The sequence below is a fragment of the Yoonia vestfoldensis SKA53 genome, assembly GCF_000152785.1.
Taxonomy (GTDB): Bacteria; Pseudomonadota; Alphaproteobacteria; order Rhodobacterales; family Rhodobacteraceae; genus Yoonia; species Yoonia vestfoldensis_A.
Map to the genome: position 1 here is coordinate 1,990,348 of NZ_CH672414.1, position 22,014 is coordinate 2,012,361.

Annotated in this window: 19 protein-coding genes and 1 riboswitch; of the genes, 15 read left to right on the forward strand and 4 right to left on the reverse strand. The window is 61.9% G+C overall.

Annotated features, from left to right (window positions below; all coding sequences use genetic code 11):
- Positions 1-78: 78 nt before the first annotated feature.
- Entirely contained in the window at positions 79-1,248 is a 1,170-nt protein-coding gene (locus SKA53_RS09700) for a lytic murein transglycosylase (RefSeq protein WP_007205962.1), read from the forward strand.
- 44 nt (positions 1,249-1,292) lie between these two features.
- On the opposite strand, the gene smc is transcribed toward SKA53_RS09700, so the two are convergent.
- Positions 1,293-4,748 carry a chromosome segregation protein SMC gene (gene smc, locus SKA53_RS09705; protein ID WP_007205963.1) on the reverse strand — a complete coding sequence of 1,152 codons (3,456 nt, stop codon included), beginning with the start codon at positions 4,746-4,748 and terminating at the stop codon, positions 1,293-1,295.
- A gap of 221 nt (positions 4,749-4,969) precedes the next feature.
- A riboswitch (cobalamin riboswitch) is annotated at positions 4,970-5,188 on the forward strand.
- A gap of 105 nt (positions 5,189-5,293) precedes the next feature.
- Here smc and SKA53_RS09710 point away from each other — a divergent pair.
- The 3 genes from SKA53_RS09710 (at position 5,294) to SKA53_RS09720 (ending at position 7,530) form a co-directional block, all read left to right on the forward strand.
- Entirely contained in the window at positions 5,294-5,935 is a 642-nt protein-coding gene (locus SKA53_RS09710) for a HupE/UreJ family protein (RefSeq protein ID WP_007205964.1), read from the forward strand.
- Positions 5,936-6,010: 75 nt separating this feature from the next.
- Positions 6,011-7,084, forward strand: a complete 1,074-nt coding sequence (gene cobW, locus SKA53_RS09715; protein WP_007205965.1) for a cobalamin biosynthesis protein CobW — start codon at positions 6,011-6,013, stop codon at positions 7,082-7,084.
- Complete coding sequence (locus SKA53_RS09720; RefSeq protein WP_007205966.1) at positions 7,081-7,530, forward strand: GNAT family N-acetyltransferase; 450 nt, start codon at positions 7,081-7,083, stop codon at positions 7,528-7,530. The genes cobW and SKA53_RS09720 overlap by 4 nt, the downstream gene beginning before the upstream one ends.
- Before the next feature lie 2 nt (positions 7,531-7,532).
- Here SKA53_RS09720 and SKA53_RS15785 read toward each other — a convergent pair whose 3' ends face one another.
- Positions 7,533-7,664 (reverse strand): hypothetical protein, encoded by a 132-nt coding sequence (locus tag SKA53_RS15785; RefSeq protein WP_257790143.1) that lies wholly within the window; start codon positions 7,662-7,664, stop codon positions 7,533-7,535.
- A 77-nt stretch (positions 7,665-7,741) separates the two neighbouring features.
- On the opposite strand from SKA53_RS15785, the gene cobN reads away from it, so the two are divergent.
- The 9 genes from cobN (at position 7,742) to mscL (ending at position 17,681) form a co-directional block, all read left to right on the forward strand.
- Positions 7,742-11,455 (forward strand): cobaltochelatase subunit CobN, encoded by a 3,714-nt coding sequence (gene cobN / locus SKA53_RS09730; protein WP_007205968.1) that lies wholly within the window; start codon positions 7,742-7,744, stop codon positions 11,453-11,455.
- 21 nt (positions 11,456-11,476) lie between these two features.
- Complete coding sequence (gene cobO / locus SKA53_RS09735; RefSeq protein WP_007205969.1) at positions 11,477-12,085, forward strand: cob(I)yrinic acid a,c-diamide adenosyltransferase; 609 nt, start codon at positions 11,477-11,479, stop codon at positions 12,083-12,085.
- Positions 12,086-12,155: 70 nt separating this feature from the next.
- Positions 12,156-12,827, forward strand: a complete 672-nt coding sequence (locus SKA53_RS09740; protein WP_007205970.1) for a YrbL family protein — start codon at positions 12,156-12,158, stop codon at positions 12,825-12,827.
- 65 nt (positions 12,828-12,892) lie between these two features.
- The gene (locus tag SKA53_RS09745; RefSeq protein ID WP_040482905.1) at positions 12,893-13,321 is read left to right on the forward strand and encodes an ASCH domain-containing protein; all 429 of its coding nucleotides are present in this window, start codon (positions 12,893-12,895) and stop codon (positions 13,319-13,321) included.
- Between the two features lies 1 nt (position 13,322).
- The gene (locus SKA53_RS09750; protein ID WP_007205972.1) at positions 13,323-13,505 is read left to right on the forward strand and encodes a hypothetical protein; all 183 of its coding nucleotides are present in this window, start codon (positions 13,323-13,325) and stop codon (positions 13,503-13,505) included.
- Between the two features lie 86 nt (positions 13,506-13,591).
- A complete protein-coding gene (gene pheT, locus SKA53_RS09755) occupies positions 13,592-15,988 on the forward strand; it encodes a phenylalanine--tRNA ligase subunit beta (RefSeq protein WP_007205973.1) in 2,397 nt (798 codons plus the stop codon).
- Between the two features lie 56 nt (positions 15,989-16,044).
- On the forward strand, positions 16,045-16,677 hold the full coding sequence (locus tag SKA53_RS09760) for a class I SAM-dependent methyltransferase (protein WP_007205974.1): 633 nt from the start codon (positions 16,045-16,047) through the stop codon (positions 16,675-16,677).
- Between the two features lie 37 nt (positions 16,678-16,714).
- The gene (locus tag SKA53_RS09765; RefSeq protein ID WP_007205975.1) at positions 16,715-17,173 is read left to right on the forward strand and encodes a YtoQ family protein; all 459 of its coding nucleotides are present in this window, start codon (positions 16,715-16,717) and stop codon (positions 17,171-17,173) included.
- Positions 17,174-17,294: 121 nt separating this feature from the next.
- Positions 17,295-17,681, forward strand: a complete 387-nt coding sequence (mscL, locus tag SKA53_RS09770; RefSeq protein ID WP_040482906.1) for a large conductance mechanosensitive channel protein MscL — start codon at positions 17,295-17,297, stop codon at positions 17,679-17,681.
- A gap of 36 nt (positions 17,682-17,717) precedes the next feature.
- Here mscL and ald read toward each other — a convergent pair whose 3' ends face one another.
- Positions 17,718-18,836: an alanine dehydrogenase gene (gene ald / locus SKA53_RS09775; protein WP_007205977.1), complete on the reverse strand. Its 1,119-nt coding sequence runs from the start codon at positions 18,834-18,836 to the stop codon at positions 17,718-17,720.
- 134 nt (positions 18,837-18,970) lie between these two features.
- Between ald and SKA53_RS09780 the strand changes: the two genes are divergently transcribed.
- Positions 18,971-19,429, forward strand: a complete 459-nt coding sequence (locus tag SKA53_RS09780; RefSeq protein ID WP_007205978.1) for an Lrp/AsnC family transcriptional regulator — start codon at positions 18,971-18,973, stop codon at positions 19,427-19,429.
- A 102-nt stretch (positions 19,430-19,531) separates the two neighbouring features.
- Here SKA53_RS09780 and SKA53_RS09785 read toward each other — a convergent pair whose 3' ends face one another.
- Positions 19,532-20,764 carry a Coenzyme F420 hydrogenase/dehydrogenase, beta subunit C-terminal domain gene (locus SKA53_RS09785; protein ID WP_007205979.1) on the reverse strand — a complete coding sequence of 411 codons (1,233 nt, stop codon included), beginning with the start codon at positions 20,762-20,764 and terminating at the stop codon, positions 19,532-19,534.
- A 118-nt stretch (positions 20,765-20,882) separates the two neighbouring features.
- On the opposite strand from SKA53_RS09785, the gene SKA53_RS09790 reads away from it, so the two are divergent.
- Positions 20,883-21,905 carry an aspartate-semialdehyde dehydrogenase gene (locus SKA53_RS09790; RefSeq protein WP_007205980.1) on the forward strand — a complete coding sequence of 341 codons (1,023 nt, stop codon included), beginning with the start codon at positions 20,883-20,885 and terminating at the stop codon, positions 21,903-21,905.
- Positions 21,906-22,014 lie beyond the last annotated feature (109 nt).

Below are 22,014 nucleotides of genomic sequence, written 5' to 3' on the forward strand. Positions count from 1 at the left end.
GCCGATCCGGCAGCCGACATCTTGCACGCTTTGCCCGCCCTGTTAGGCTCGCGGCGAACCAGAACCGGAGCCCACATCATGCGCCTTGCCCTTGCCGCCGCCCTGACCCTGCTGACTGGTGCCGCGACAGCTCAGACTTGCGGCGGCGATGTCGGCAGCTTCATCGCAGGCGTCAAGGCCGAGGCTGTGGCCACCGGCATCCCCGCCGCCACCGCGGATGCGTTTTTCGCTGGCGCGCAGATCGAACAATCCGTGCTGAACGCGGACCGGTCCCAAGGCGTATTCCAGCAAGATTTCATCCAGTTCTCGCGCAACCTGATCAGCCAGAACCGCATCGATAACGGCACACGCAACAGCCAAAGATTTGACAGCACGTTCCGCGCCATCGAAAACCGCTTCGGCATCCCACGCGGCGTGCTGCTGGCGTTCTGGGCGTTCGAAACCGATTACGGCGCGGTGCAGGGCAATTTCAACACCCGTAACGCCCTGCTGACGCTGGCGCATGATTGCCGCAGGCCCGACCTGTTCCGCCCTCAATTGATCGCCGCGATCGAACTGTACCGGCGCGGCGGCATGGACCCTGCAACCACCTTGGGCGCTTGGGCCGGTGAAATCGGCCAGTTGCAAAAACTCCCGCGCGAGATCGTCGAAAAAGGCATGGATGGCGACGGTGACGGGCTGGTGGACCTGAAAAACTCGGCACCCGACGCGCTGACGACGGGCGCAAACGTGCTGTCCTCGCTCGGCTGGCGGCCCAATGAACCATGGATGCATGAAATCACCGTCCCTGCGAACCTCGACTGGTCGCAGACCGGCCTGACCAACAAACGGCCCGTCAGCGACTGGGCCGCGATGGGCGTGACCGCGCGCCAAGGCAGCCTTGGCCCCGCAAACCTGCCCGCCGCGATCCTGCTGCCGATGGGGCGCAACGGGCCGGCCTTCATGACCTACCCCAATTTCGACGTCTATTTCGAATGGAACCGCAGCTTTGTCTATGTGACCACCGCCGCTTATTTCGCAACCCGCCTCAGCGGCGCGCCGGTCTACAATGCGGGGAATCCGTCGCCCGCGCTGACAGGCGACCAGATGCGCCTGTTGCAAGAACGGCTGACCGCGCGAGGCTATGACGTGGGCGGGATCGACGGCATCCTCGGGGCGATGACCCGCAATGCGGTGCAGGCAGAACAGGCCCGCCTTGGCCTTCCGGCAGATGCCTGGCCGACGCTTGATCTGCTCAATCGCCTCTGATCATCTTCCGAGCCAAAATATCCCCGCCGGAGGCCTAAAAGTTCTTAAGCCACCATCGCCGCCGCACGCTTAAGATCGACCGACACCAGCTGAGACACCCCCTGTTCGCCCATCGTCACGCCAAACAGCCGGTCCATCCGGCTCATCGTGACAGCATGGTGGGTGATGATCAGGAACCGCGTGTCGGTGCGGCGGCACATCTCGTCCAGCAGGTCGCAAAACCGCGTGACATTGGCATCATCCAGCGGCGCATCAACCTCGTCCAGCACACAGATCGGCGCAGGATTGGCCAAAAACACCGCAAAGATCAACGCCAGCGCCGTCAGCGTCTGTTCACCCCCCGACAGCAGCGACAGCGTGCTCAGCTTCTTGCCGGGCGGCTGGCACATAATCTCCAGCCCCGCCTCCAGCGGATCATCTGATTCGACCAGCACCAGCTTGGCCTCGCCCCCGCCGAACAGATGCGTGAACAGCAACCCGAAACTGTCGTTGACCTGCTCGAAGGCAGTCAACAGACGTTCGCGGCCTTCCTTGTTCAGGCTGGCGATACCGGTGCGCAGGGCGGCAATAGCGGCAAGCAAATCGGCCTTTTCGCGCACCAGCGCATCATGTTCGACCTGCACCCCCTTGGCATCTTCTTCCGCGCGCAGGTTGACCGCACCCAGCGCGTCGCGCTGCCGCTTGAGCGCATTGACCTCGGCCTCGACCGTGGCAACCGGCGGCATGTCGGCAACCGGCACGCCCAAAGCGTCCAGCAATTGCGCGGGTGTCACCTCCTGTGCCTCCATGATCCGCTCTGCGGCATAGGCAATGGTTTCGCGCGCGGCATCGGCGCGAGCCTCGGCACGGGCGCGGGCCTCGCGCGCCTCTGACGCCAGACGTTCGGCCTCGCGTTCGGCATGGCCCGCATCGCGCAGCAAAGTCTCGGCCTCGGCCAGCCTGTCGGCCGCGGCACGGCGGCGGGTTTCTGCGGTGGCGATCGCATCGGCAAGTTCGGCACGCTTGGCGGCAATCTCCTCGGGTGCTGCAGAGGCTTCGGCCAGTTCCGCCTCGGACGCGGCCTTGCGGTCTGCCAGCTCGGCGCTGCGCTTGGTTGCAGTTTCCAGCCGGTGTTTCCAGCCACTGATTTCCTTGGTGATCTCCTGCGCACGGCGCAGACGGGCGTCGCCTTCACGGCGCAATTCCTCGGATGCGGACCGGCGCGACATCATCGTGATGCGCGCGGCCTCGACCGTCATCTTGACATCCTCGACCGAGGCACGCGCCGCGGCCAGATCGCCCAATGCGGCGGCGGCCTGTTCCGCCTCGGCCAGCGCCTTGCGCGCGCCCATCGCCTCTTCTTCAATCCGGCGCAGGGCAAGGCCAAGGCTTTCCAGCCGCCCTTGCGACAGGTTCCGGTCCGCCTCGGCGCGGCTGGCGGCACGGTTGGCATCGGCCACGGCGCGGTCGGCATCGCGGCGGGCCGCGCGGGCGGCCTGATCGACAACCGTGCAGTCTTGCAAGGCACGGGTCAGCGCATCATGCGCCGCCGCTGCCTGCTGTGCCTTGGCCGCCGCCGCATCCAGATCGCGCTGCAATTCCGCCAGCCGGTTGAGTTGTTGCAACCGCAGGGCCGCAGCCGAAGGGGCATCCTCGGCCCCCGACCTAAACCCGTCCCAGCGCCACAGGTCACCTGCCAACGATACAAGCCGTTGGCCGGGCTGCAATTCGGCCTGCAAACGCGCACCATCGGCGGCATCGACCAGCCCGATCTGCGCGATCCGGCGGGCAAGCACCGCAGGCACAGTCACGACATCTGCCAAAGGCGCCACACCGGCAGGCAAGGCCTGTGCCTGCGCATAATCGGGCAGGCTGGCCCAGCCTGTCGGCGCATCTGCCCCCACCGCAGGCGCGCGCAGATCGTCGGCCAAAGCCGCGCCCAGCGCCTTTTCATAGCCCTTTTGCACTGACAACAAGTCCAAAACCTGCCCGCCCTCGGCACGGTCACGATCCACCAGACGCGACAGCGCGGTCACCTCGGCACGTAGCGCATTCGCGCCGCCTTCGGCTTCGGAGCGCAGCGCGCGCGCCTCGCTTTCCTGCGTCTGGGTCGCGGCACGGGCGGCCTCGGCGGCAGCCAGCGCATCTTCGGCGGCATCGGCAGAGGCCAGCGCCGCAGCCTCGGCCAGACCGGCAGCGGCGAAATCCGCCTCGGCCCTGGCCAAGGCAGTCGCGGCGTCTTGTGATGCGGCCTTGGATTTGGCGGCCTCGGCCTCGTTCTTGGTCAGGGTCGCGCGATGATCGTCGATCAGGCGCTGCGTCGATTGATGGCGCGCGGCCAGACGGGCGACATCCTCGGTCAGTTGCGCCGATGCGGCCTCGGCCTCTTGCAAGACACCCGCGGCCTCGCGCGCGGCCCCCTGTGCGGCCTCGAGCCGAGCGTCATGGCCTTCGCCGGCCTTCGCGATCTCACGCGCTTCCCATTCCAGCCGGGCGATGGTTTCACCGGCGTCCTTGTTCAGCCCCGCCTCCCGGTCGATATCGCGGGTCAGCTGGTCGATGCGGGCGCGCAGCGTCGCGATCATGTCGCGCGCGCGGGCTTCTTGATCCTGCAAGGCATCGCGCTGGACCTGTAGGCGTTGCAGGACGGCAGCGGCAATCGCCTCTTCCTCGCGCAGGGGCGGCAAGGCATCCTCGGCACCCTGCCGCGCCTTGGTCGCATCGCGCGCAGCACGTTCGGCCTGTGCTGCGGCCGTCGTGCGGTCGCGCAACAGGTTGGTGGCCTCGAGCAAGGCATCATCCGCCTCTTGCCAGCGGCGGAACAACAACATGCCCTCCGCGCGGCGCAGACTTTCGCCGATCTCGCGGTACCGCGCCGCTTGCCTTGCCTGCCGCGCCAATTGTGCCAATTGCGCGGCCAGCTGGTCGATGACATCATCAACACGCGTCAGGTTGGTTTCCGCACCTTTCAGTTTCAACTCGGCCTCGTGACGGCGCTGGTACAGACCGGAAATGCCTGCCGCTTCTTCCAGAATACGGCGGCGCGACTTGGGCTTGGCGTTGATCAGTTCCGCGATCATGCCTTGGCGCACGAGCGCAGGCGAATGCGCTCCAGTGGACGCATCCGCAAACAGCATCTGCACATCCCGCGCGCGCACGTCCTTGGTACCGACCTTATACGCAGACCCTGCATCACGCGTGATCCGGCGCACGATTTCAAGCTGGTCAGCATCATTGAATGCGGCAGGCGCCAACCGTTCGGCATTATCGATGATCAGCGACACTTCGGCGAAATTGCGCGCTGGCCGTGTGGCGGCACCGGCAAAGATCACATCCTCCATCCCACCGCCGCGCATGGCCGAAGCGCGATGTTCGCCCATCACCCAGCGCAAGGCTTCCAGCAGGTTGGACTTGCCACAGCCATTCGGCCCGACCACGCCGGTCAGACCATCCGCGATGATCAGATCCGTCGGATCGACGAAGCTTTTGAAGCCATTCAATCGCAGTTTGCTAAAACGCACTGGTTCGCTGCCCTTGATTCTTTGCCTGACAAAGATGCTGACGCCTCAGGCGGGTCCGAGTCAACGAAACCAAGCTACATAAGGGCGTTTTCAGCCGTTTATCCACAAGATATTGCGAAACCCCATCTTCAGAGCCGAAATATCCCCGCCGGAGGCCGCGCCAGTGGCGCTTCTGACACGGCCAGGGTCGGTTACGGGCTTGACCGCGTGCCGCCAATGCAGGCACAACATGACGGCACGGTTCCCCGCACGGCGCGCAGCGTCAGGGGATCAAATGGGAATGTGGACGCGCCGATCCTGTCAGGGAGGCGCCAAGCCACAGCCGCCCCCGCGACTGTATGCGGAGAGTGCCTTGTTAACATGCCACTGGGTCCGCCCGGGAAGGCAACAAGGTGCATCGACCCGCAAGCCAGGAGACCAGCCATGCACCGGGGATCGCCCCGGCCAACAACAACGGACGGGGTGTTCCGTGGGGGTTTTGCACCGGCCGTATGGCACGTGCTTCCCATGAAATCCCCCCTTTAGTCGATCCAAAGGGGACGAAAATGAAAAGAATTCTTACCATCGCAGGGCTAAGCCTTGCCGCATCGCCTGCCTTTGCGCATCACCCGCTGGGTGGTTTGCCGATGGAAACCTTCACCCACGGCCTGCTTTCGGGCGTTGGCCATCCGGTGCTGGGCTTTGATCATCTGTTCTTTGTCGCGGCCATGGGCATCGCTGCGACCTTTACGGCCAACCGTCTGCTCACACCCGCGGCCTATATCGGCGCGATGCTGGCCGGCTGCGTGCTGATGTATGCGGGCATCGCGATGCCACTGGCCGAAACGATGATCGTGCTGTCGCTTCTGGTCGTCGGTGGGATCGTTCTGTCGGGCAAAGGCTTGACCACGACGACCGCGTTGATGGTCTTTGCGGCCTTCGGCCTGTTCCACGGATCGGCCTTTGGCGGTTCGATTGCAGGACAAGAAGGCGGTGTCGGCGGCGGCGTGCTGGTCGGCTACCTGATCGGCCTGGGCGCGATCCAGTACTTGATCGCCATCGGTGCTGGCTGGGCCACACGCAAGCTGGGAGCCACGGACGCGAGTGCCGTAACCGCCCGTCTGGGCGGCGCGATGGTCGCAGGTGTCGGCGTATTCCTCGCGCTGGAAATCATCGAAGGTCCGATTGTCGCCGCCCTCGTCGGCTAAACTTGCAACCTGCATCCCTGAGGGCGGCCCACCGCGGCCGCCCCTTTTCACGTTTTCCGCCATCAAGGACACCCCATGCCCGCCAAAATCCCCGCCACCATCGTCACCGGCTTTCTTGGCTCTGGCAAAACGACGCTGATCCGGCACATGCTTCAAAACGCGAACGGCAAACGGATCGCGCTGATCATCAACGAGTTCGGTGACCTTGGCGTCGATGGCGACATCCTCAAGGGCTGCGGCGAAGAGGTCTGTTCCAAGGACGATATCGTCGAATTGTCGAACGGCTGCATCTGCTGCACCGTCGCTGATGATTTCATCCCCACGATGGAGGCGCTTTTGGCGCGCAATCCAGCCCCCGACCATATCGTGATCGAGACATCCGGCCTCGCCCTGCCACAACCTTTGGTGCGCGCGTTCAACTGGCCGGGCATTTCGACCCGTGTTACTGTGGACGGCGTCGTCACTGTCGTCGATGGCCGCGCCGTGCAGGACGGCCAGTTCGCCCATAACATCGCCGCAGTCGATGCCCAGCGCGCCGCCGACGACAACCTTGACCACGAAACACCGCTGTCGGAATTGTTCGAAGACCAGATTGCCTGCGCCGACATGATCGTCGTGAACAAGACCGACCTGCTGACCGCCGAAGAGGCCGACAGCCTTGCCGCGCAATTGCGCACCGACAGCCGCGACGGCGTGCAGGTTGTCAAAACCAGCATGGGCGCATTGCCCGTTGATGTGCTGTTGGGGCAAGGTATAGGGGCTGAGGGTGATCTGGAATCGCGCCATGAAATCCACCACCATCATCACCACCACGATGATGACGAGGATGATCACGAGGATGACGATCATCATCACGATCACGGCCATGACGAATTTGAGTCATTCATCGTCACCCGTGACGAGGTGAGCGATGCCGCAGCCTTTGCCGCCCAAGTCAGCGCTGTGATCAAGTCCAACAACATCCTGCGCCTGAAAGGCTTTGTCGCTGTCACCGGCAAACCGATGCGCATGACCTTGCAGGCGGTCGGCCCACGCGTTGACACCTATTTCGACCAGCCCTTTGGTGATGCCCCGCGCCAGACCCGGCTTGTCGTGATCGGCGAGGCCGGTCTGGACCAATCCGCGATCACCGCCGCCTTGCAAGCATGATCATCGTCGGCATCACCGATCCGCATGATGCGCAGGCAACGGCCCTGCTGCAGCAAAGCCACGCGCTGATGCAGGCGCTGTTCCCGCCAGAGGATAATTTCTACCTGTCCATTGACGATCTGGTGGCCAGCGACATCCATTTCTACACCGGCCGGATCGGCGATGTGATCCTTGGCACCGGCGCGCTGCGGGTCTGCGACGGCTATGGCGAGATCAAGTCGATGTTCGTGGATGAGGCCGCGCGCGGCAAAGGTGTGGCTGATGCAATCCTGCGCCAGATCGAGGATCAGGCGCGCAGCCTGTCATTGCCGTTGCTGAAACTGGAAACCGGCAACATCCTGCATGCAGCACACAAGCTTTACGCAAGGCATGGGTTCACGCCTTGCGGACCGTTCGGCGATTATCCAGAAACCGCCAGTTCGGTTTTCATGGAAAAGCGGCTGTGATCTCAGCCTTTCTTTTCCTCGGCGGCCTTTTTCATCCGCGCCAGCAATTCGGCCTTGTCGGGACGCGCGCCAAACGGCTTTTTCTTCGATCCCGGCGCATTGTGTTCTTCGTGCTTGGGGCCTTTTTTAGCCATTTTCGGTGCTCCTGCAGCGTTGTAATCCATGGGTCTATCCTCGTGTTTGGCCGCCTCTTAGCACAAGGCAAAAGCTGATGCACCTGCTCGCCGCCACCCCCGGTGCGATTTCGGACGGGACCGAACCTGTCGATCTGGGCCAGACGCCTGCCAATGTGGTCATCATCTCTGCCGCCGATACCGAACTGGCCGCCCTGGCCGAAGCACGGGCCGAAATGCCTGACCCGCCCACCTTGCGGCTGGCCAATATGCTGCATCTGGCACATCCGATGTCGGTCGATCTGCATCTGGACGATTGCGCCACCAAGTCGCGTCTGGTGATCGCACGCATTCTTGGTGGTGCAGGCTATTGGAAATACGGCCTGACCCAGTACGCGGCGCGCCTGCACGACGCGGGCGTGCCCGTGGCCTTTCTGCCCGGCGACGACAAACCCGACCCCGAATTGCGCGGGCTGTCCACCGTCAGCGGCACCGATTACGATGCACTTTGGTCCTATCTGGTCGAAGGTGGGCCACAAAACAACATCAACGCGCTGGCCTATGCAAAGGCGATGCTGGACGGCAGCGACAAACCCAGCGCCGCTGCCCCCTTGCTGCGCGCCGGCATCTACTGGCCCGGTGCGGGCATCGCCGATCTGACAACGGCACAGGCGGCATGGACACCTGACGCGCCCATCGTGCCGATCATCTTTTACCGCGCCTTGGTGCAGGGCGGCGGGCTGAATCCGATCAACCGCCTGACCCGCAGCCTGTCGCGCGCCGGCCTGAACCCGCTGCCGATCTTCGTGGCCAGCCTGAAAGACCCCGTCAGCACCGCCACGCTCGACCATATATTCACCGTCACCCCACCCGATGTGATCCTGAACTGCACCGCATTCGCCGTGGGCTCGCCCCATGACGGCGACGACAGCCCGCAAAACCCATTGCTTGCCAACAATGCGCCGATCTTTCAGGTGATCCTGTCAGGTGCCTCCGAGGCGTCATGGGCAGAGGGCCTGCACGGCCTGACCGCACGCGACATCGCCATGAACGTGGCCCTGCCAGAAGTTGACGGGCGCATCCTGTCGCGCGCGATCAGCTTCAAGGGCGAGGCGTTCTTTGACGACGCTACCCAATGCCCGATCGCCACCTATCAGGCGCGCGGCGACCGCGTCGATTTCGTCACGCAACTGACCGCGAATTGGGCGCGCATGCGGCACACACCCGCCAAGGCCAAAAAAGTCGCCCTGATCCTCGCCAATTACCCCAACAAGGACGGACGGCTTGCCAATGGCGTCGGCCTCGACACCCCCGCCGCGACGATCCACACGCTGAACCTGCTGACGCAGGCGGGCTACCAGACTGATCCACCCGCCGACAGCGCGACCCTGATGGCCCAAATCATGGCCGGCCCTACCAACTGGCTGACCGACCGGGCCGATAAACAGGGCGGCGTATTCCTGCCACTTGAAACCTACCGCCAGCATTTTGACGCTCTGCCATGGGACATCAAGGAGCAAATCACCACCCGCTGGGGCGCCGCAGAGGACGACCCGTTCTTCGCTTTGTCCGAACTACTCCCGCCGGAGGCCCCAAGCCGCGCCAGCGGCGCAGGTTTTGCCCTCTCCATCCACCGCTTCGGCAATGCAGTCGTGGGCCTGCAACCCGCGCGCGGCTATAATATCGACCCGACAGACACCTATCATTCCCCCGATCTGGTCCCGCCGCATAATTACCTCGCCTTCTATTTCTGGCTGCGGCACCACTGGGAGGCCGATGCGATCGTCCACATGGGAAAGCACGGCAATCTGGAATGGCTACCGGGCAAGGCCGTCGCCCTGTCGGAAACCTGCTGGCCAGAGGCTGTTTTTGGCCCCACACCGCATATCTATCCTTTCATCGTCAATGATCCTGGCGAAGGCACACAGGCCAAAAGGCGCGCCTGTGCCGTCATCATCGACCACCTGACGCCGCCGCTCACACGTGCTGAAAGCTATGGGCCGATGCGCGATCTGGAAGCCTTGGTCGATGAATACTACGAGGCAGCCGGCGTCGATCCGCGCCGGGTGACCCACCTGCGGCGCGAAATCCTTTCGCTGTCCGAGGCAACAGGGCTATCGCGGGACGTGGGCTTTACAGGCGACAACAACACCGACCTTGGCAAGCTCGATTCCTACCTATGCGAGTTGAAAGAGGCGCAGATCAGGGACGGACTGCATATTTTTGGGCAATCGCCCACGGGACAACAAGAAATCGACCTTGCCATCGCGCTCGCCCGCGTGCCGCGCGGAAATGGCAAGGGGCACAATGCCTCGCTCCTGCGGGCCTTGGCGGAGGACCTTGGCATCAGCATTGACCCACTTGATTGTGATATGGCAGCACCAGCGCCCGAAAAGCCGGACGCATTGGCCGATGGCACGACATGGCGGACCAATGGCGACACCGTGGAACGTCTCGAAAACCTGTCACAACGCCTTGTGCGGGACGGCGGGCGGGGCGTCGTGGGGTTTACCCCACGCGCGTCGCAGGCCGTTGTGCAAACCATCCGCGACGATATCCTGCCCACGATCCGCGCTTGCGGCCCGGCGGAAGGAACGGCCCTGCTCACCGCGCTTGCAGGGCATTTCGTTGCCCCCGGCCCGTCGGGTGCGCCAACACGCGGGCGGCTTGATGTGTTGCCCACGGGGCGCAATTTCTTCAGCGTGGACAGCCGGGCCGTGCCAACGCCCACCGCTTGGGCGCTTGGGTGGAAATCGGCCAATCTGCTGATCGAAAAACACCTGCAGGATCACGGTGACTGGCCGCGCAGCATGCTGATTACGGCATGGGGCACCGCCAATATGCGCACAGGCGGCGATGATATCGCACAAGCCTTGGCCCTGATGGGCGTCAAGCCGACATGGGACAGCGCCAACCGGCGCGTCACTGGGTTCGACGTTCTACCACAAACAGTGCTGGGCCGCCCGCGTGTCGATGTGACCCTGCGCATCTCCGGCTTTTTCCGCGACGCCTTTCCGCAGCTGATCGCGCTGGTCGACAGTGCCGCACGCGCAGTACAGGCGCTGGATGAACCCGCAGACCTGAACCCTGCCGCTGCACGCTCCCAGGCGGGCGAAGACGCCACCCGCGTTTTCGGCTCAAAACCGGGCGCTTATGGCGCGGGGCTGCAGGCCCTGATCGACGAACGTATCTGGTCCGACAAATCCGATTTCGCCGCCGCCTATATCGCTTGGGGCAGTTATGCTTATGGTGCCAAGGCCAGCGGCGCGCGGGCAGAAGCCGCGTTCAAGCAGCGCCTGTCCCAAGTCGAAGCCATCGTGCAGAACCAGGACAACCGCGAACATGACATCCTCGACAGCGACGATTATTACCAGTTCGAAGGCGGGGCCGCCGCCGCCGTCAGCACTCTGCAGGGGCGCGAGCGCCCGATCTATCACAACGACCATTCGCGCCCCGAACGGCCGGTGATCCGCACCCTCGACGATGAAATCGGGCGTGTCGTGCGATCGCGCGTGGTCAATCCCAAATGGATCGACGGGGTGAAACGGCACGGCTACAAAGGCGCGTTCGAGATTGCAGCGACGGTCGATTACCTTTTCGCCTTCGCCGCCACGACAGGGGCCGTGCGCAACCACCATTTCGATCTGGTCGAAGCCGCGTTTCTGGCCGACGATGCCACCCGCGACTTTATCGCCGATGCCAACGCCCCCGCGCTGCGCGAAATAGCCCAGCGCCTGCAAGAAGCCATCGACCGCAACCTGTGGCAACCTGCTTCGAATTCCGCGCGCGCGCGCATCGCGGGCCTGTTATGATCTGCGCAAAGGAGACTGCCAATGACCGATGACCCCGACCGCCACGCGATGAAAATGGCCAAGAAAAAGGCTGCGCGTGACAAGATCATGGCGACAAAGACCGACCAGAAAGGTTTGATTATCGTCCATACCGGCAAGGGCAAGGGTAAATCATCCGCTGCCTTTGGCATGATTTTCCGCTGCATCGCGCATAATATGAAATGCGCCGTCGTGCAATTCATCAAGGGGGGTATGTCGACCGGCGAACGTGACCTGATCCTTGCCAAATTCAGTGACACCTGCGCGTTTCACACCATGGGCGAAGGTTTCACCTGGGAGACGCAGGACAAATCTCGCGATACCGAAATGGCGCAGGCGGCTTGGGCACAGGCAAAGGAATTGATCGTTGATGACACCAATTCCATGGTGCTATTGGACGAAATCAACATCGCGATCCGCTATGATTATGTCGCTATCGCGGATGTCGTGGCCTTTCTGCGCGATCACAAGCCGCCGATGACCCATGTCGTGCTGACGGGGCGCAACGCGCATGAGGACCTGATCGAATTGGCAGATTTGGTGACCGAAATGGAGCTGGTCAAGCATCCGTTCCGGTCGGGGATCAAGGCGCAGATCGGGGTCGAGTTCTGATCGTTATCCATTTTTCATATTTTCGTTACATTGCTTGCGCTGAACCCATAGGTTGAGTTAATTTCACCCTATGGGTGCAAGCGTTCTGCAATTATCGGATATGGTGGCAACGGGCGTCCAGCGCGCGGTCTATCTGCATCCGCTTGACCCGACCAAGCTGATCAAAGTGCTGCGGCCTGCGGGCTCCGTGCCGCGTCGGACCAATTTCAACGGAATCATGGACCGGCTCCTGCCCGGCACACGGCTGCGCCAGATCCACAAAGAATATACCGAGTATCTGCGCGTCATGCTGAACCATCCAGAGCCTGACTTTCACACGCCCATCGCGCATATGTTCGGCTTTAGCCAGACAAGCGAAGGGCTGGGCTGCATCACTGAACGGGTGATGGAGCCGGGCCGCCAAGTCGGCGAGACGCTGGGTGCCAAAGCGGCCGCTGGCACATTGACGCCAGCGCATATCGCCATGCTGAACGACACAGTCCAGCGCATCTATGCCAGTGATATCCGCGCCAGCGACATGAACCCCAACAACTTCGTCTTTGGTCAGAGGGACAATGGCACCGGCCCGGGACCAGAGGAATGTGTGCTGGTCGATGGTTTCGGCGATATCCACGCGATCCCCGTCCGGTCGATGGCGCGCTGGTCCAACCGGATGGGGCTGGATGACAGCTGCAAACGGCTGGCGCGCAACGCAAAGCTGCACTGGGACGCCAAAGCGCGGGAATTCGCACTGCCCCGCTAGGCGGCTTGGCTGTTGGCCAGCAACAGCGTATGACGGACCATCGCGACAGTCCTGAAAGAAACGCCATGACCGATGATACCGAAGATCTGCAAGACACCTATCCCGGCGCAGGCACGTTCCGATTTGGCGATACGCCCGAGCTGTGCCAATATCTGATCGGCCTTGTCAGGCAGCGCAAGAAAACCGCGACCTGCGGGGCGGCGGCGGACTTTGCGGATGACCCAGACTCCATGCCCGTCGTCGGCCGCTGCGACATTGCCGCCAATTGGGATGGCACGCCCGCACTGGTGATCCGCACGACCAAAGTGCAGCAAATTCGCTTTTGCGACGTGACCGAGGAAATGGCACTGGCCGAGGGGGCGAACGACAGCCTGTTGGGCTGGCGCAAGGATCACAAGGCCTATTTCAAACGCAACGGCGGTTTTGACCCCGAGATGATGCTGGTCTTTGAGCATTTCACGCTGGTCGAGGATCTGGCCGGGCGCGAGTTGTGACATGCGCCTCTGGATCGCCTGCCTGCTGGTCATGATCATTGGCGCGCATATCGCAATGTGGACATCGGACATGCCGCGCGATCTGGCCCTGCGGCTGACGCTGATCAATGCGGCGGGCTGGGCGGTGATCCTGCTGCCCGCTTGGGCGGTCAGCAAATGGGCGGCGGCGCACAAGCACCGGTAAGGTGGGTCATGACCCACCCTACGGGCCTTTCGCATTGCGGCAAGATCGGCTAGATCGCTTGCAAATGACTTTTCTTGGATGAACAGATGAAATTCACGCTTTCCTGGCTGAAACACCACCTTGAAACCGATGCTTCGGTGGATCTGATCGCCGAAACCCTGACCGATCTCGGGCTTGAGGTCGAAGGCGTGGAAAACCCCGCCGAACGTCTGGCGGATTTCACCATCGGCTATGTCGAAAGTGCGGAAAAGCATCCCGACGCCGACAAATTGCGCGTCTGTCAGGTCCAGACCAAGGACGGGTTGACCCAGATCATTTGTGGCGCACCCAATGCGCGCGCGGGCATCACCGTCGTGATCGCCAGCCCTGGCACCTATGTCCCCGGCATCGACACGACCATCGGCGTGGGCAAGATCCGGGGCATCGAAAGCCATGGCATGATGTGTTCCGAACGCGAGATGGAACTGTCCGAAGAACATGACGGCATTATCGAGCTGCCATCAGGCACGGTCGGCCAGACCTTTACCGACTGGCTGGCGCAAAACCAGCCTGAAAAGGTCGATCCCGTGATCGAAATCGCGATCACCCCGAACCGCCCCGATGCGCTGGGTGTGTACGGCATCGCACGCGATCTGGCCGCGCGCGGGCTTGGCACGCTGAAACCCCTCACGATCGATCCGGTGCCTGCCTCTTTCACCGCTGATCTGAGCGTGTCGATTGATGATGATACCCACGACGGATGCCCCGTGTTCTGTGGCCGCTTGATCCGTGGCGTCAAGAACGGCCCTAGCCCTGCGTGGCTGCAAACGCAGCTGCGCGCCATTGGCCTGCGTCCGATCAGCTTTCTTGTCGATGTGACCAACTGGTTCACCTATGATCTGAACCGGCCTTTGCATGTGTTCGATGCCGACAAAGTGCAGGGCGATCTGCGCGTCCACCGCGCCAAGGGTGGCGAGACGATCCTTGCGCTGGATGACAAGACCTACACCCTGCAGGCAGGTCAGATCGCGATTTCCGATGACCACGGCGTGGCAAGCATTGCCGGAATCATGGGCGGTGATGCGACCGGTTGCACCGACGAGACGGTCAATGTCTTTGTTGAAAGCGCCTATTGGGACCCGATCCAGATCGCCTATACCGGCCGTGCGCTGAAAATCAATTCCGACGCCCGCTACCGGTTCGAGCGCGGCATCGACCCCGCCTTCACCCCCGAAGGTCTGGAACATGCCGTGCGGATGATCGTCGATCATGCGGGCGGCGAGGCGTCCGAACTGATCATCGCAGGCGCCGTGCCGGACACATCGCGGGCTTACCGTCTGGATGCGCAGCGCCTGATCAGCCTTGTCGGCATGGATATCCCCGAAAGCACCCAGCGCCAGACGCTGACTGCCCTCGGATTCCGGCTCGAAGGCGATATGGCGCATGTGCCGTCATGGCGCCCCGATGTACAGGGCGACGCCGATCTGGTCGAAGAGGTCGCGCGCATCGCGTCCCTGACCAAATTGCAAGGCAAGCCGATGCCGCGCATGGATGCCGGTGTGCCAAAACCGATCCTGACCGCAGGCCAGCAGCGCCAGCAATCTGCGCGCCGAACCATGGCGGCGTTGGGCTATAATGAATGTGTCACCTATAGCTTTGTCGATGCGCAGGCCGCGACACTTTTTGGCGGCGGTGATGATGCGACGATGCTGGAGAACCCGATTTCCAGCGAATTGTCGCATATGCGCCCGAACTTGTTGCCCGGTTTGCTGCGGGCCGCGGCCCGCAATCAGGCGCGCGGTTTCATGGATATGGCCCTGTTCGAGGTCGGTGCCGGTTTTCACGGTGGCGAGCCGGGCGAACAGCACAACCTGATCACCGGTGTGCTGATCGGCAAGACCGCCAGCAAGGACGTGCATGGCACGTCGCGCGCGGTCGATCTGTACGACGCCAAGGCCGATGCGGAATCAGTGCTGGCCGCCATTGGTGCCCCCGCCAAGGTGCAAATCCTGCGCGGTGCGGCTGATTGGTGGCACCCCGGGCGGCACGGCATGATCTGCCTTGGCCCGAAAAAGGTTCTGGCCGTCTTTGGCGAACTACACCCAAAGGTCCTGCGCGAGATGGATATCAAAGGCCCCGCCGTCGGCTTTACGATCTGGCCCGACGAAGTGCCGGTGCCCAAGTCCAAGACCAACACACGGCCCGCGCTGGTGGCGACCGACCTGCAAGCGGTCGAGCGTGATTTTGCTTTTGTCGTGGGTGCAGATGTCGAGGCACTGACGCTGGTCAATGCCGCGTTGGGTGCCGACAAGGCGCTGATCACCGATGTGCGGGTCTTTGACCAATTCATTGGCGGCAATCTGGGCGAGGGGAAGAAATCTCTTGCCGTCACGGTGCGCCTGCAACCTACGACCACGACGCTGAAGGATGCCGATATCGAAGCGGTCAGCGCAAAAATCGTGGATAAGGTGACAAAGGCGACGGGCGGCATTCTGCGCGGTTAAACTTGTCATCTGTCTGACAGGCAATCGGCGTAAAATGCCAATTGAGGGAGAATACGATGATAGATTCAGCCATTTTCTGGGACCGCGCGGCAGAAAAATACGCAGCTTCCGCCATCGGCAATCCTGCCGCATACCAGTACACACTGGGCCGGACCCGTGGTTATCTGCGCCCGACCGATCATGTGCTGGAAATCGCCTGTGGAACTGGGTCAACGGCCGTGCTGTTGGCCCCGGATGTCGCCAGCTATCTGGCCACGGATGTATCGCCCGAAATGATCCGCATCGCGCGGGGCAAGCTGCCAGTCAAGGCTGCTGATCTGCGGTTTGATGTGGCGGGGGAATTGCCGGAAACTGGGCCGTTTGACGTGGTGCTTGCACATTCTTTCTTTCACCTTGTACCTGATATGGAACGACGCATGGCGCAGATCTTTGATCTGCTCACGCCGGGAGGATATTTCATATCCAAGACCGCTGCGCTGAAAGGGCGCAGCTTGAAATGGACCCTGATAGGCGCGGTGATCCCGCTTGTGCAGATGCTGGGCAAAGCGCCATTCCTGCGCAAATTCACTGTGCAGGAATTGGAAGGTGCAATATGTGCCGCCGGGTTCGAGATTGTCGAAAGCGGCGATTTCGCAATCCCTGCACGCTATATCGTGGCGCGCAAACCGGGGGTGGCCAGCGGGGGTTAAGGCGTTAGGATGTCGCCAAACACAGGAGACACTGCCAATGACGTTGCATATTTACCTTTCCGGCGAAATCCACACCGACTGGCGCGACCAGATTATTGCGGGGGCTGCTGATCTGGATGTGGTCTTTTCCGGGCCGGTCACGGATCATGCGGCATCAGATGATTGCGGCGTCGCGATCATGGGCGCAGAGGCGCAAAAGTTCTGGCACGACCATAAAGGTGCGAAGCTTAACGCTATCCGCACAAGGCACGGGATCGAGACCGCCGATATCGTCGTGGTCCGCTTCGGTGATCAATACAAACAATGGAACGCAGCCTTTGACGCGGGCTATGCGGCGGCGATGGGCAAATCGCTGATCGTGATGCATGGGCCGGATCATCAACATGCGCTCAAAGAGGTGGATGCCGCAGCACTCGCCGTGGTGGAAACACCGCAGCAGGTGGTGGATGTGCTCACCTATGTGCTGCACGGCAGCTTGCCGGATCGGCAGGGATAAATTGGGCGCGTGCCGGGGTGAACACCGGTTTGCGCTAAAAGAAAACCGATGGCTTTATCATGCGGGGTTGCTACAATCTGACGCTGTAATGTGCAGAACGATTCAGCCAGAGGAACAAATCATGTTAAACGAATTCAAGGACTTCATCGCCAAGGGCAGCGTGATGGACCTCGCCGTCGGGATCATCATCGGCGCAGCTTTTACCGCCATCGTCAGCAGTCTTGTCAATGACCTGATCCAACCGCTGATTGGGCTGATCATCGGCGGGATCGACTTTAGCGGTCTCAGCTTTGGCCTGGGTGACGCGCAATTCATGTATGGCAATTTCATTACCGCAACGATCAATTTCCTGATCATCGCTTTCGTGGTGTTCATGCTGGTCAAGGCGGTCAACCGCGTCAAATCCATCGCAGACAAACCCGATGACATCGCGCCAGAGGTCCATACCGGCCCGTCGGAGCTGGATATCCTGATCGAAATCCGTGACGCGCTGGCCAAACGGCCCTAAGCTACGACAGGCCCGCCTTGCAGCGGGCCTTTTGTGTTACGCCTTCAGCGCCAGGGCAGGCGACAGCACGTCGATGCCCAGCGCCTTGCCAACGGCATAATAGGTCAGCCGCCCCGCATGCACGTTCAGCCCTGCCAGCAGATGCGGATCATCCTCGCAGGCCTGCCGCCAGCCCTTGTCAGCCAGCGCCAGCATGAAGGGCATTGTCGCATTGCCCAGCGCGATGGTCGATGTGCGCGCCACCGCCCCCGGCATGTTCGCCACGCAATAATGCATGATCCCGTCCACGTCATAGATCGGGTCCTGATGCGTCGTGGCGCGGGATGTCTCGAAACAGCCGCCCTGATCAATCGCAACATCGACCAGCACGGCACCCTGTTTCAGCTCGGCCAGTTGCGCGCGTGAAATCAGCTTGGGTGCTGCGGCGCCGGGGATCAGCACCGCGCCGATGATCATATCCGCCGCGCGGGCCAGCGCGATCGTGTTGGCCTTGCTGGCATAGCTGGTCTTGAACTGACCGCCGAACGTATCATCCAGATAGCGCAAGCGCGGCAGCGACCGGTCCAGCACGGTCACATCCGCCCCCATTCCTGCCGCGATCCGCGCGGCGTGGGTGCCCACGACACCGCCGCCGATCACAACGACCTGAGCAGGGCCGACACCCGGCACACCGCCCATCAGCACACCGCGCCCGCCATTGGCCTTTTGCAGCGTCCATGCGCCCACCTGCGGTGCAAGCCTGCCCGCGACCTCTGACATGGGGGCGAGCAACGGCAGACCGCCGCGATCATCTGTGACGGTTTCATAGGCAATGCAGGTCGCACCCGACGCCATCAGGTCGCGCGTCTGGTCGGGGTCGGGTGCCAGATGCAGATAGGTGAACAGAATCTGGCCAGCGCGCAGCATTTTGCGCTCGACCGGTTGCGGCTCCTTGACCTTCACGATCATGTCGGCGCTGGCGAATATCTCTGCCGCCGTCCCCGCGATCTGCGCACCGGCGGCGCTGTAATCATCGTCGCTGAAACCCGCGCCGATGCCTGCGCCGGTTTCGATCATGACCTTGTGGCCGTGTGCTACAGCCTCTTGCGCGGCATCGGGAGTAACCCCGACCCGAAATTCCTGTGGTTTGATTTCTTTTGGACAGCCAATCAGCATTGCGAACCTCCCGCGTGATGGGTTCACCCTGCATGCGTGCCGTTGCAATTTCTGGGGATTTATGTTGGTTGATAGCATGATTTACGCTAGGATCGTGCGTATTATAACCACTTTGTGAAAGGATCTTGCAGGCTATGGACCTCGATAGCATCGACCGCCGAATCCTCGCTGTTTTGCAGAAATCGGGGCGCATTTCCAACGCGGACCTGTCAGAGGTCGCGAACCTGTCGCCTTCGGCCTGTCACCGCAGGGTGCAGCGGCTGGAAAAGGACGGCTATATCCGCGAATATGTCGCCTTGCTGGACCCGCGCAAAATGGGGCGGCCAACAACCGTTTTCGTTGAAATCACGCTGAGTGGTCAGGCAGACGAGGTGCTGGACGCGTTCGAAAAAGCCGTGGCGAAAGTGCCCGACGTGCTGGAATGTCACCTGATGGCGGGCACGGCGGATTACCTGCTCAAGGTCGTGGCCGGCGATACCGAGGATTTCGCCCGTATCCACCGCAAACATCTTGCAACCTTGCCCGGTGTCGCGCAGATGCAATCCTCCTTTGCACTGCGCAATGTGCGCCAGACGACCGCCTTACCAGTCTAGACAATTTTGATGCAGCGGCATTTCGCCCTATCATTGCGACAGCCAAACCACCTGACGAGCAACACTTGGCCCGACCTGATCGGTGGCGGTATCGCGCTGTATTCACTGCTGATGGTCATCGTCCTTGGGACGCGCGGATACCTCGCCTGCCTCGGGCGTCAGCCCGTAAGGTGCCGCAAGGTTCCAGACATGGGCTGGAACCATATTCTTGATCTTGGCCGGCTCTTCGCGGCGCAGATGCAGGATGGTTTCAGCTGCCTTCATCTCGAGCCGCGCGCGGGCGAATTCCAGCCCGCGCGGCCCGATCTTGGGCATCAGCCAGCCCATGATCCCACGCATGAAATCGGGCATCCGGCGCAGCGGCAAGCCCCCCGCCGCCAGCCGCGTATTTTCGACAAAGCCTTTGACCGCCCCCGCCCGCTTGCCGCGTGATCCGGGTGCGGCCAGCGTAACCTCTGCACCCAAGCCGTCCAGCATTTCCTGCCCGCGCACGTTACGCACGATCAGCCATTGTTCCCCTTCGCCCGCCATATAGCCCACGGTGATATCGGCCAGCCGGTTGGTGTAATCCACGCAGGTCCGGCAGGTCGTGGGAAAGAAATCGCGCGGCAGATCGGCGATCGGTAGTTTCAGGAACGGGATCAGGCGCTCACTGCCATCGGCAAATCGCAATTCGACATGATAATCCGCGCGGAATTCCAGATAGGTCACGGTATCGGGCGCATCGGTCAGTCGGGCCAGAAAGCCGTGGAAATTCTCGGTCGTGGTATTGTCAGAACAGGGCGTGCCGATGACATAGATCCGCTCAAACCCCAATTGCGCCTCGAGCGCGCGCAAGGCGTAGATCTGGCAAGGAATCCCGATCACGGCAATCCGCCGATGCCCGGCCGCGCGCGCCGGTTCCAGCAAGGCCAGCAACGGGGCATAGCCCATGCGCATCCCCCGCGCCTCGGCCATATCAGCGGCATCGGTGATGATCGCAGGGCGCGGGCGCCAGCGGTCGGCAGGATCAGCCACCATCGTCAGTACTGCATCGACAGCGCCGGTTTCCAACAGCCGTTCGGCCAGCCGCGTCGTCAGGCCGGTCCATTGCGCGCCTTGGCGTGCAGGCTGCAAAGCCGCGCGATACATAGCCCCCGTAACGCCAAAGAACGGCTCATCCCCCTGCATGCCAGCAGCGCGGCCATGCACGCGGGCCTCCATCGCGGGGTAATCGGGTTTGATGAACTGGCAGGCCTTGCCACAGGCGCTGGCATCCGCCATCCGCGACACACCGCAATCGGTGCAAAGCCCACGCGGGGCCGGTTGGGCGAAATCGGGCGTGTTGATTGTCATGCCGCGACCTTACCCTGCCATGCCCCCCTGTCCAGTTTGATTTACACTTTGCGACGGCCCTTTTCCTTAGGGAACTGACGCGGTAAGAGGCAGCACTTGCAAACAAGGAGCCAGCCAAATGGGCTATCGAATCGCTATTGTCGGCGCCACGGGCAACGTGGGCCGCGAAATGCTGAACATCCTCCATGAACGGACCTTTCCGGTGGATGAAATCGTCGCACTTGCCAGCCGCCGGTCGCTGGGTAGCGAAGTCAGCTTTGGCGATACCACCCTGAAGACCAAGGATCTGGACACCTTCGATTTCACTGGCTGGGACATCGCGCTGTTCGCCGTGGGGTCCGAGGCGACCAAGACCTATGCGCCCAAGGCCGCCAAGGCCGGCTGCGTCGTGATCGATAATTCCTCGCTTTACCGCTATGATCCTGATGTGCCGCTGATCGTGCCAGAAGTGAACGCGCAGGCGATCCACGGCTATTCCAAGAAAAACATCATCGCCAACCCCAATTGCTCGACCGCCCAGATGGTTGTCGCGCTCAAGCCCCTGCATGACCGCGCGCGCATCAAGCGGGTTGTCGTCAGCACCTATCAATCGGTGTCCGGCGCCGGCAAGGAAGGGATTGATGAGCTTTGGGACCAGACCAAGAGCATCTACAACCCCACCGACAGCAAGCCACCCAAGAAATTCACCAAGCAGATCGCGTTCAACGTGATCCCGCATATCGACGTGTTTCTTGACGATGGTTCGACCAAGGAAGAATGGAAAATGGTCGCCGAGACCAAAAAGATCCTTGATACCAAGATCAAAGTCACCGCGACCTGCGTGCGCGTGCCTGTGTTCGTCGGCCATTCGGAATCGATCAATATCGAATTCGAGGATTTCCTCGACGAACACGAAGCCCGCGACATCCTGCGCGAAAGCCCCGGTATCATGGTGATCGACAAGCGCGAGGACGGCGGCTACGTCACACCGATCGAATGCGTCGGTGATTACGCGACATTCATCAGCCGCATCCGGCAGGACAGCACGATCGACAACGGTCTGAACCTATGGTGCGTGTCCGACAACCTGCGCAAGGGAGCAGCCCTGAACGCCGTGCAAATCGCCGAAGTCCTGGGACGCGAGTGTCTGAAAAAAGGCTGATTGTCGGTCATAGCTGAACGAAAAAGGCGCTGTTTCAGCGCCTTTTTTATGCGGCGAATTCTGCCGATGGTTGATTTCGGGGCATGCGACACGGCGTCTTTCAGGATAT

What these genes read in the sequence shown, in the direction of transcription:
- SKA53_RS09700 (WP_007205962.1), top strand. Translation starts at nt 79, where the DNA reads ATGCGCCTTGCCCTTGCCGCCGCCCTGACCCTGCTGACTGGTGCCGCG.
- SKA53_RS09710 (WP_007205964.1), top strand. Translation starts at nt 5,294, where the DNA reads ATGAAAAGAATTCTTACCATCGCAGGGCTAAGCCTTGCCGCATCGCCT.
- cobW (WP_007205965.1), top strand. Translation starts at nt 6,011, where the DNA reads ATGCCCGCCAAAATCCCCGCCACCATCGTCACCGGCTTTCTTGGCTCT.
- SKA53_RS09720 (WP_007205966.1), top strand. Translation starts at nt 7,081, where the DNA reads ATGATCATCGTCGGCATCACCGATCCGCATGATGCGCAGGCAACGGCC.
- SKA53_RS15785 (WP_257790143.1), bottom strand. Translation starts at nt 7,664, where the DNA reads ATGGCTAAAAAAGGCCCCAAGCACGAAGAACACAATGCGCCGGGATCG.
- cobN (WP_007205968.1), top strand. Translation starts at nt 7,742, where the DNA reads ATGCACCTGCTCGCCGCCACCCCCGGTGCGATTTCGGACGGGACCGAA.
- cobO (WP_007205969.1), top strand. Translation starts at nt 11,477, where the DNA reads ATGACCGATGACCCCGACCGCCACGCGATGAAAATGGCCAAGAAAAAG.
- SKA53_RS09740 (WP_007205970.1), top strand. Translation starts at nt 12,156, where the DNA reads ATGGGTGCAAGCGTTCTGCAATTATCGGATATGGTGGCAACGGGCGTC.
- SKA53_RS09745 (WP_040482905.1), top strand. Translation starts at nt 12,893, where the DNA reads ATGACCGATGATACCGAAGATCTGCAAGACACCTATCCCGGCGCAGGC.
- SKA53_RS09750 (WP_007205972.1), top strand. Translation starts at nt 13,323, where the DNA reads ATGCGCCTCTGGATCGCCTGCCTGCTGGTCATGATCATTGGCGCGCAT.
- pheT (WP_007205973.1), top strand. Translation starts at nt 13,592, where the DNA reads ATGAAATTCACGCTTTCCTGGCTGAAACACCACCTTGAAACCGATGCT.
- SKA53_RS09760 (WP_007205974.1), top strand. Translation starts at nt 16,045, where the DNA reads ATGATAGATTCAGCCATTTTCTGGGACCGCGCGGCAGAAAAATACGCA.
- SKA53_RS09765 (WP_007205975.1), top strand. Translation starts at nt 16,715, where the DNA reads ATGACGTTGCATATTTACCTTTCCGGCGAAATCCACACCGACTGGCGC.
- mscL (WP_040482906.1), top strand. Translation starts at nt 17,295, where the DNA reads ATGTTAAACGAATTCAAGGACTTCATCGCCAAGGGCAGCGTGATGGAC.
- ald (WP_007205977.1), bottom strand. Translation starts at nt 18,836, where the DNA reads ATGCTGATTGGCTGTCCAAAAGAAATCAAACCACAGGAATTTCGGGTC.
- SKA53_RS09780 (WP_007205978.1), top strand. Translation starts at nt 18,971, where the DNA reads ATGGACCTCGATAGCATCGACCGCCGAATCCTCGCTGTTTTGCAGAAA.
- SKA53_RS09785 (WP_007205979.1), bottom strand. Translation starts at nt 20,764, where the DNA reads ATGACAATCAACACGCCCGATTTCGCCCAACCGGCCCCGCGTGGGCTT.
- SKA53_RS09790 (WP_007205980.1), top strand. Translation starts at nt 20,883, where the DNA reads ATGGGCTATCGAATCGCTATTGTCGGCGCCACGGGCAACGTGGGCCGC.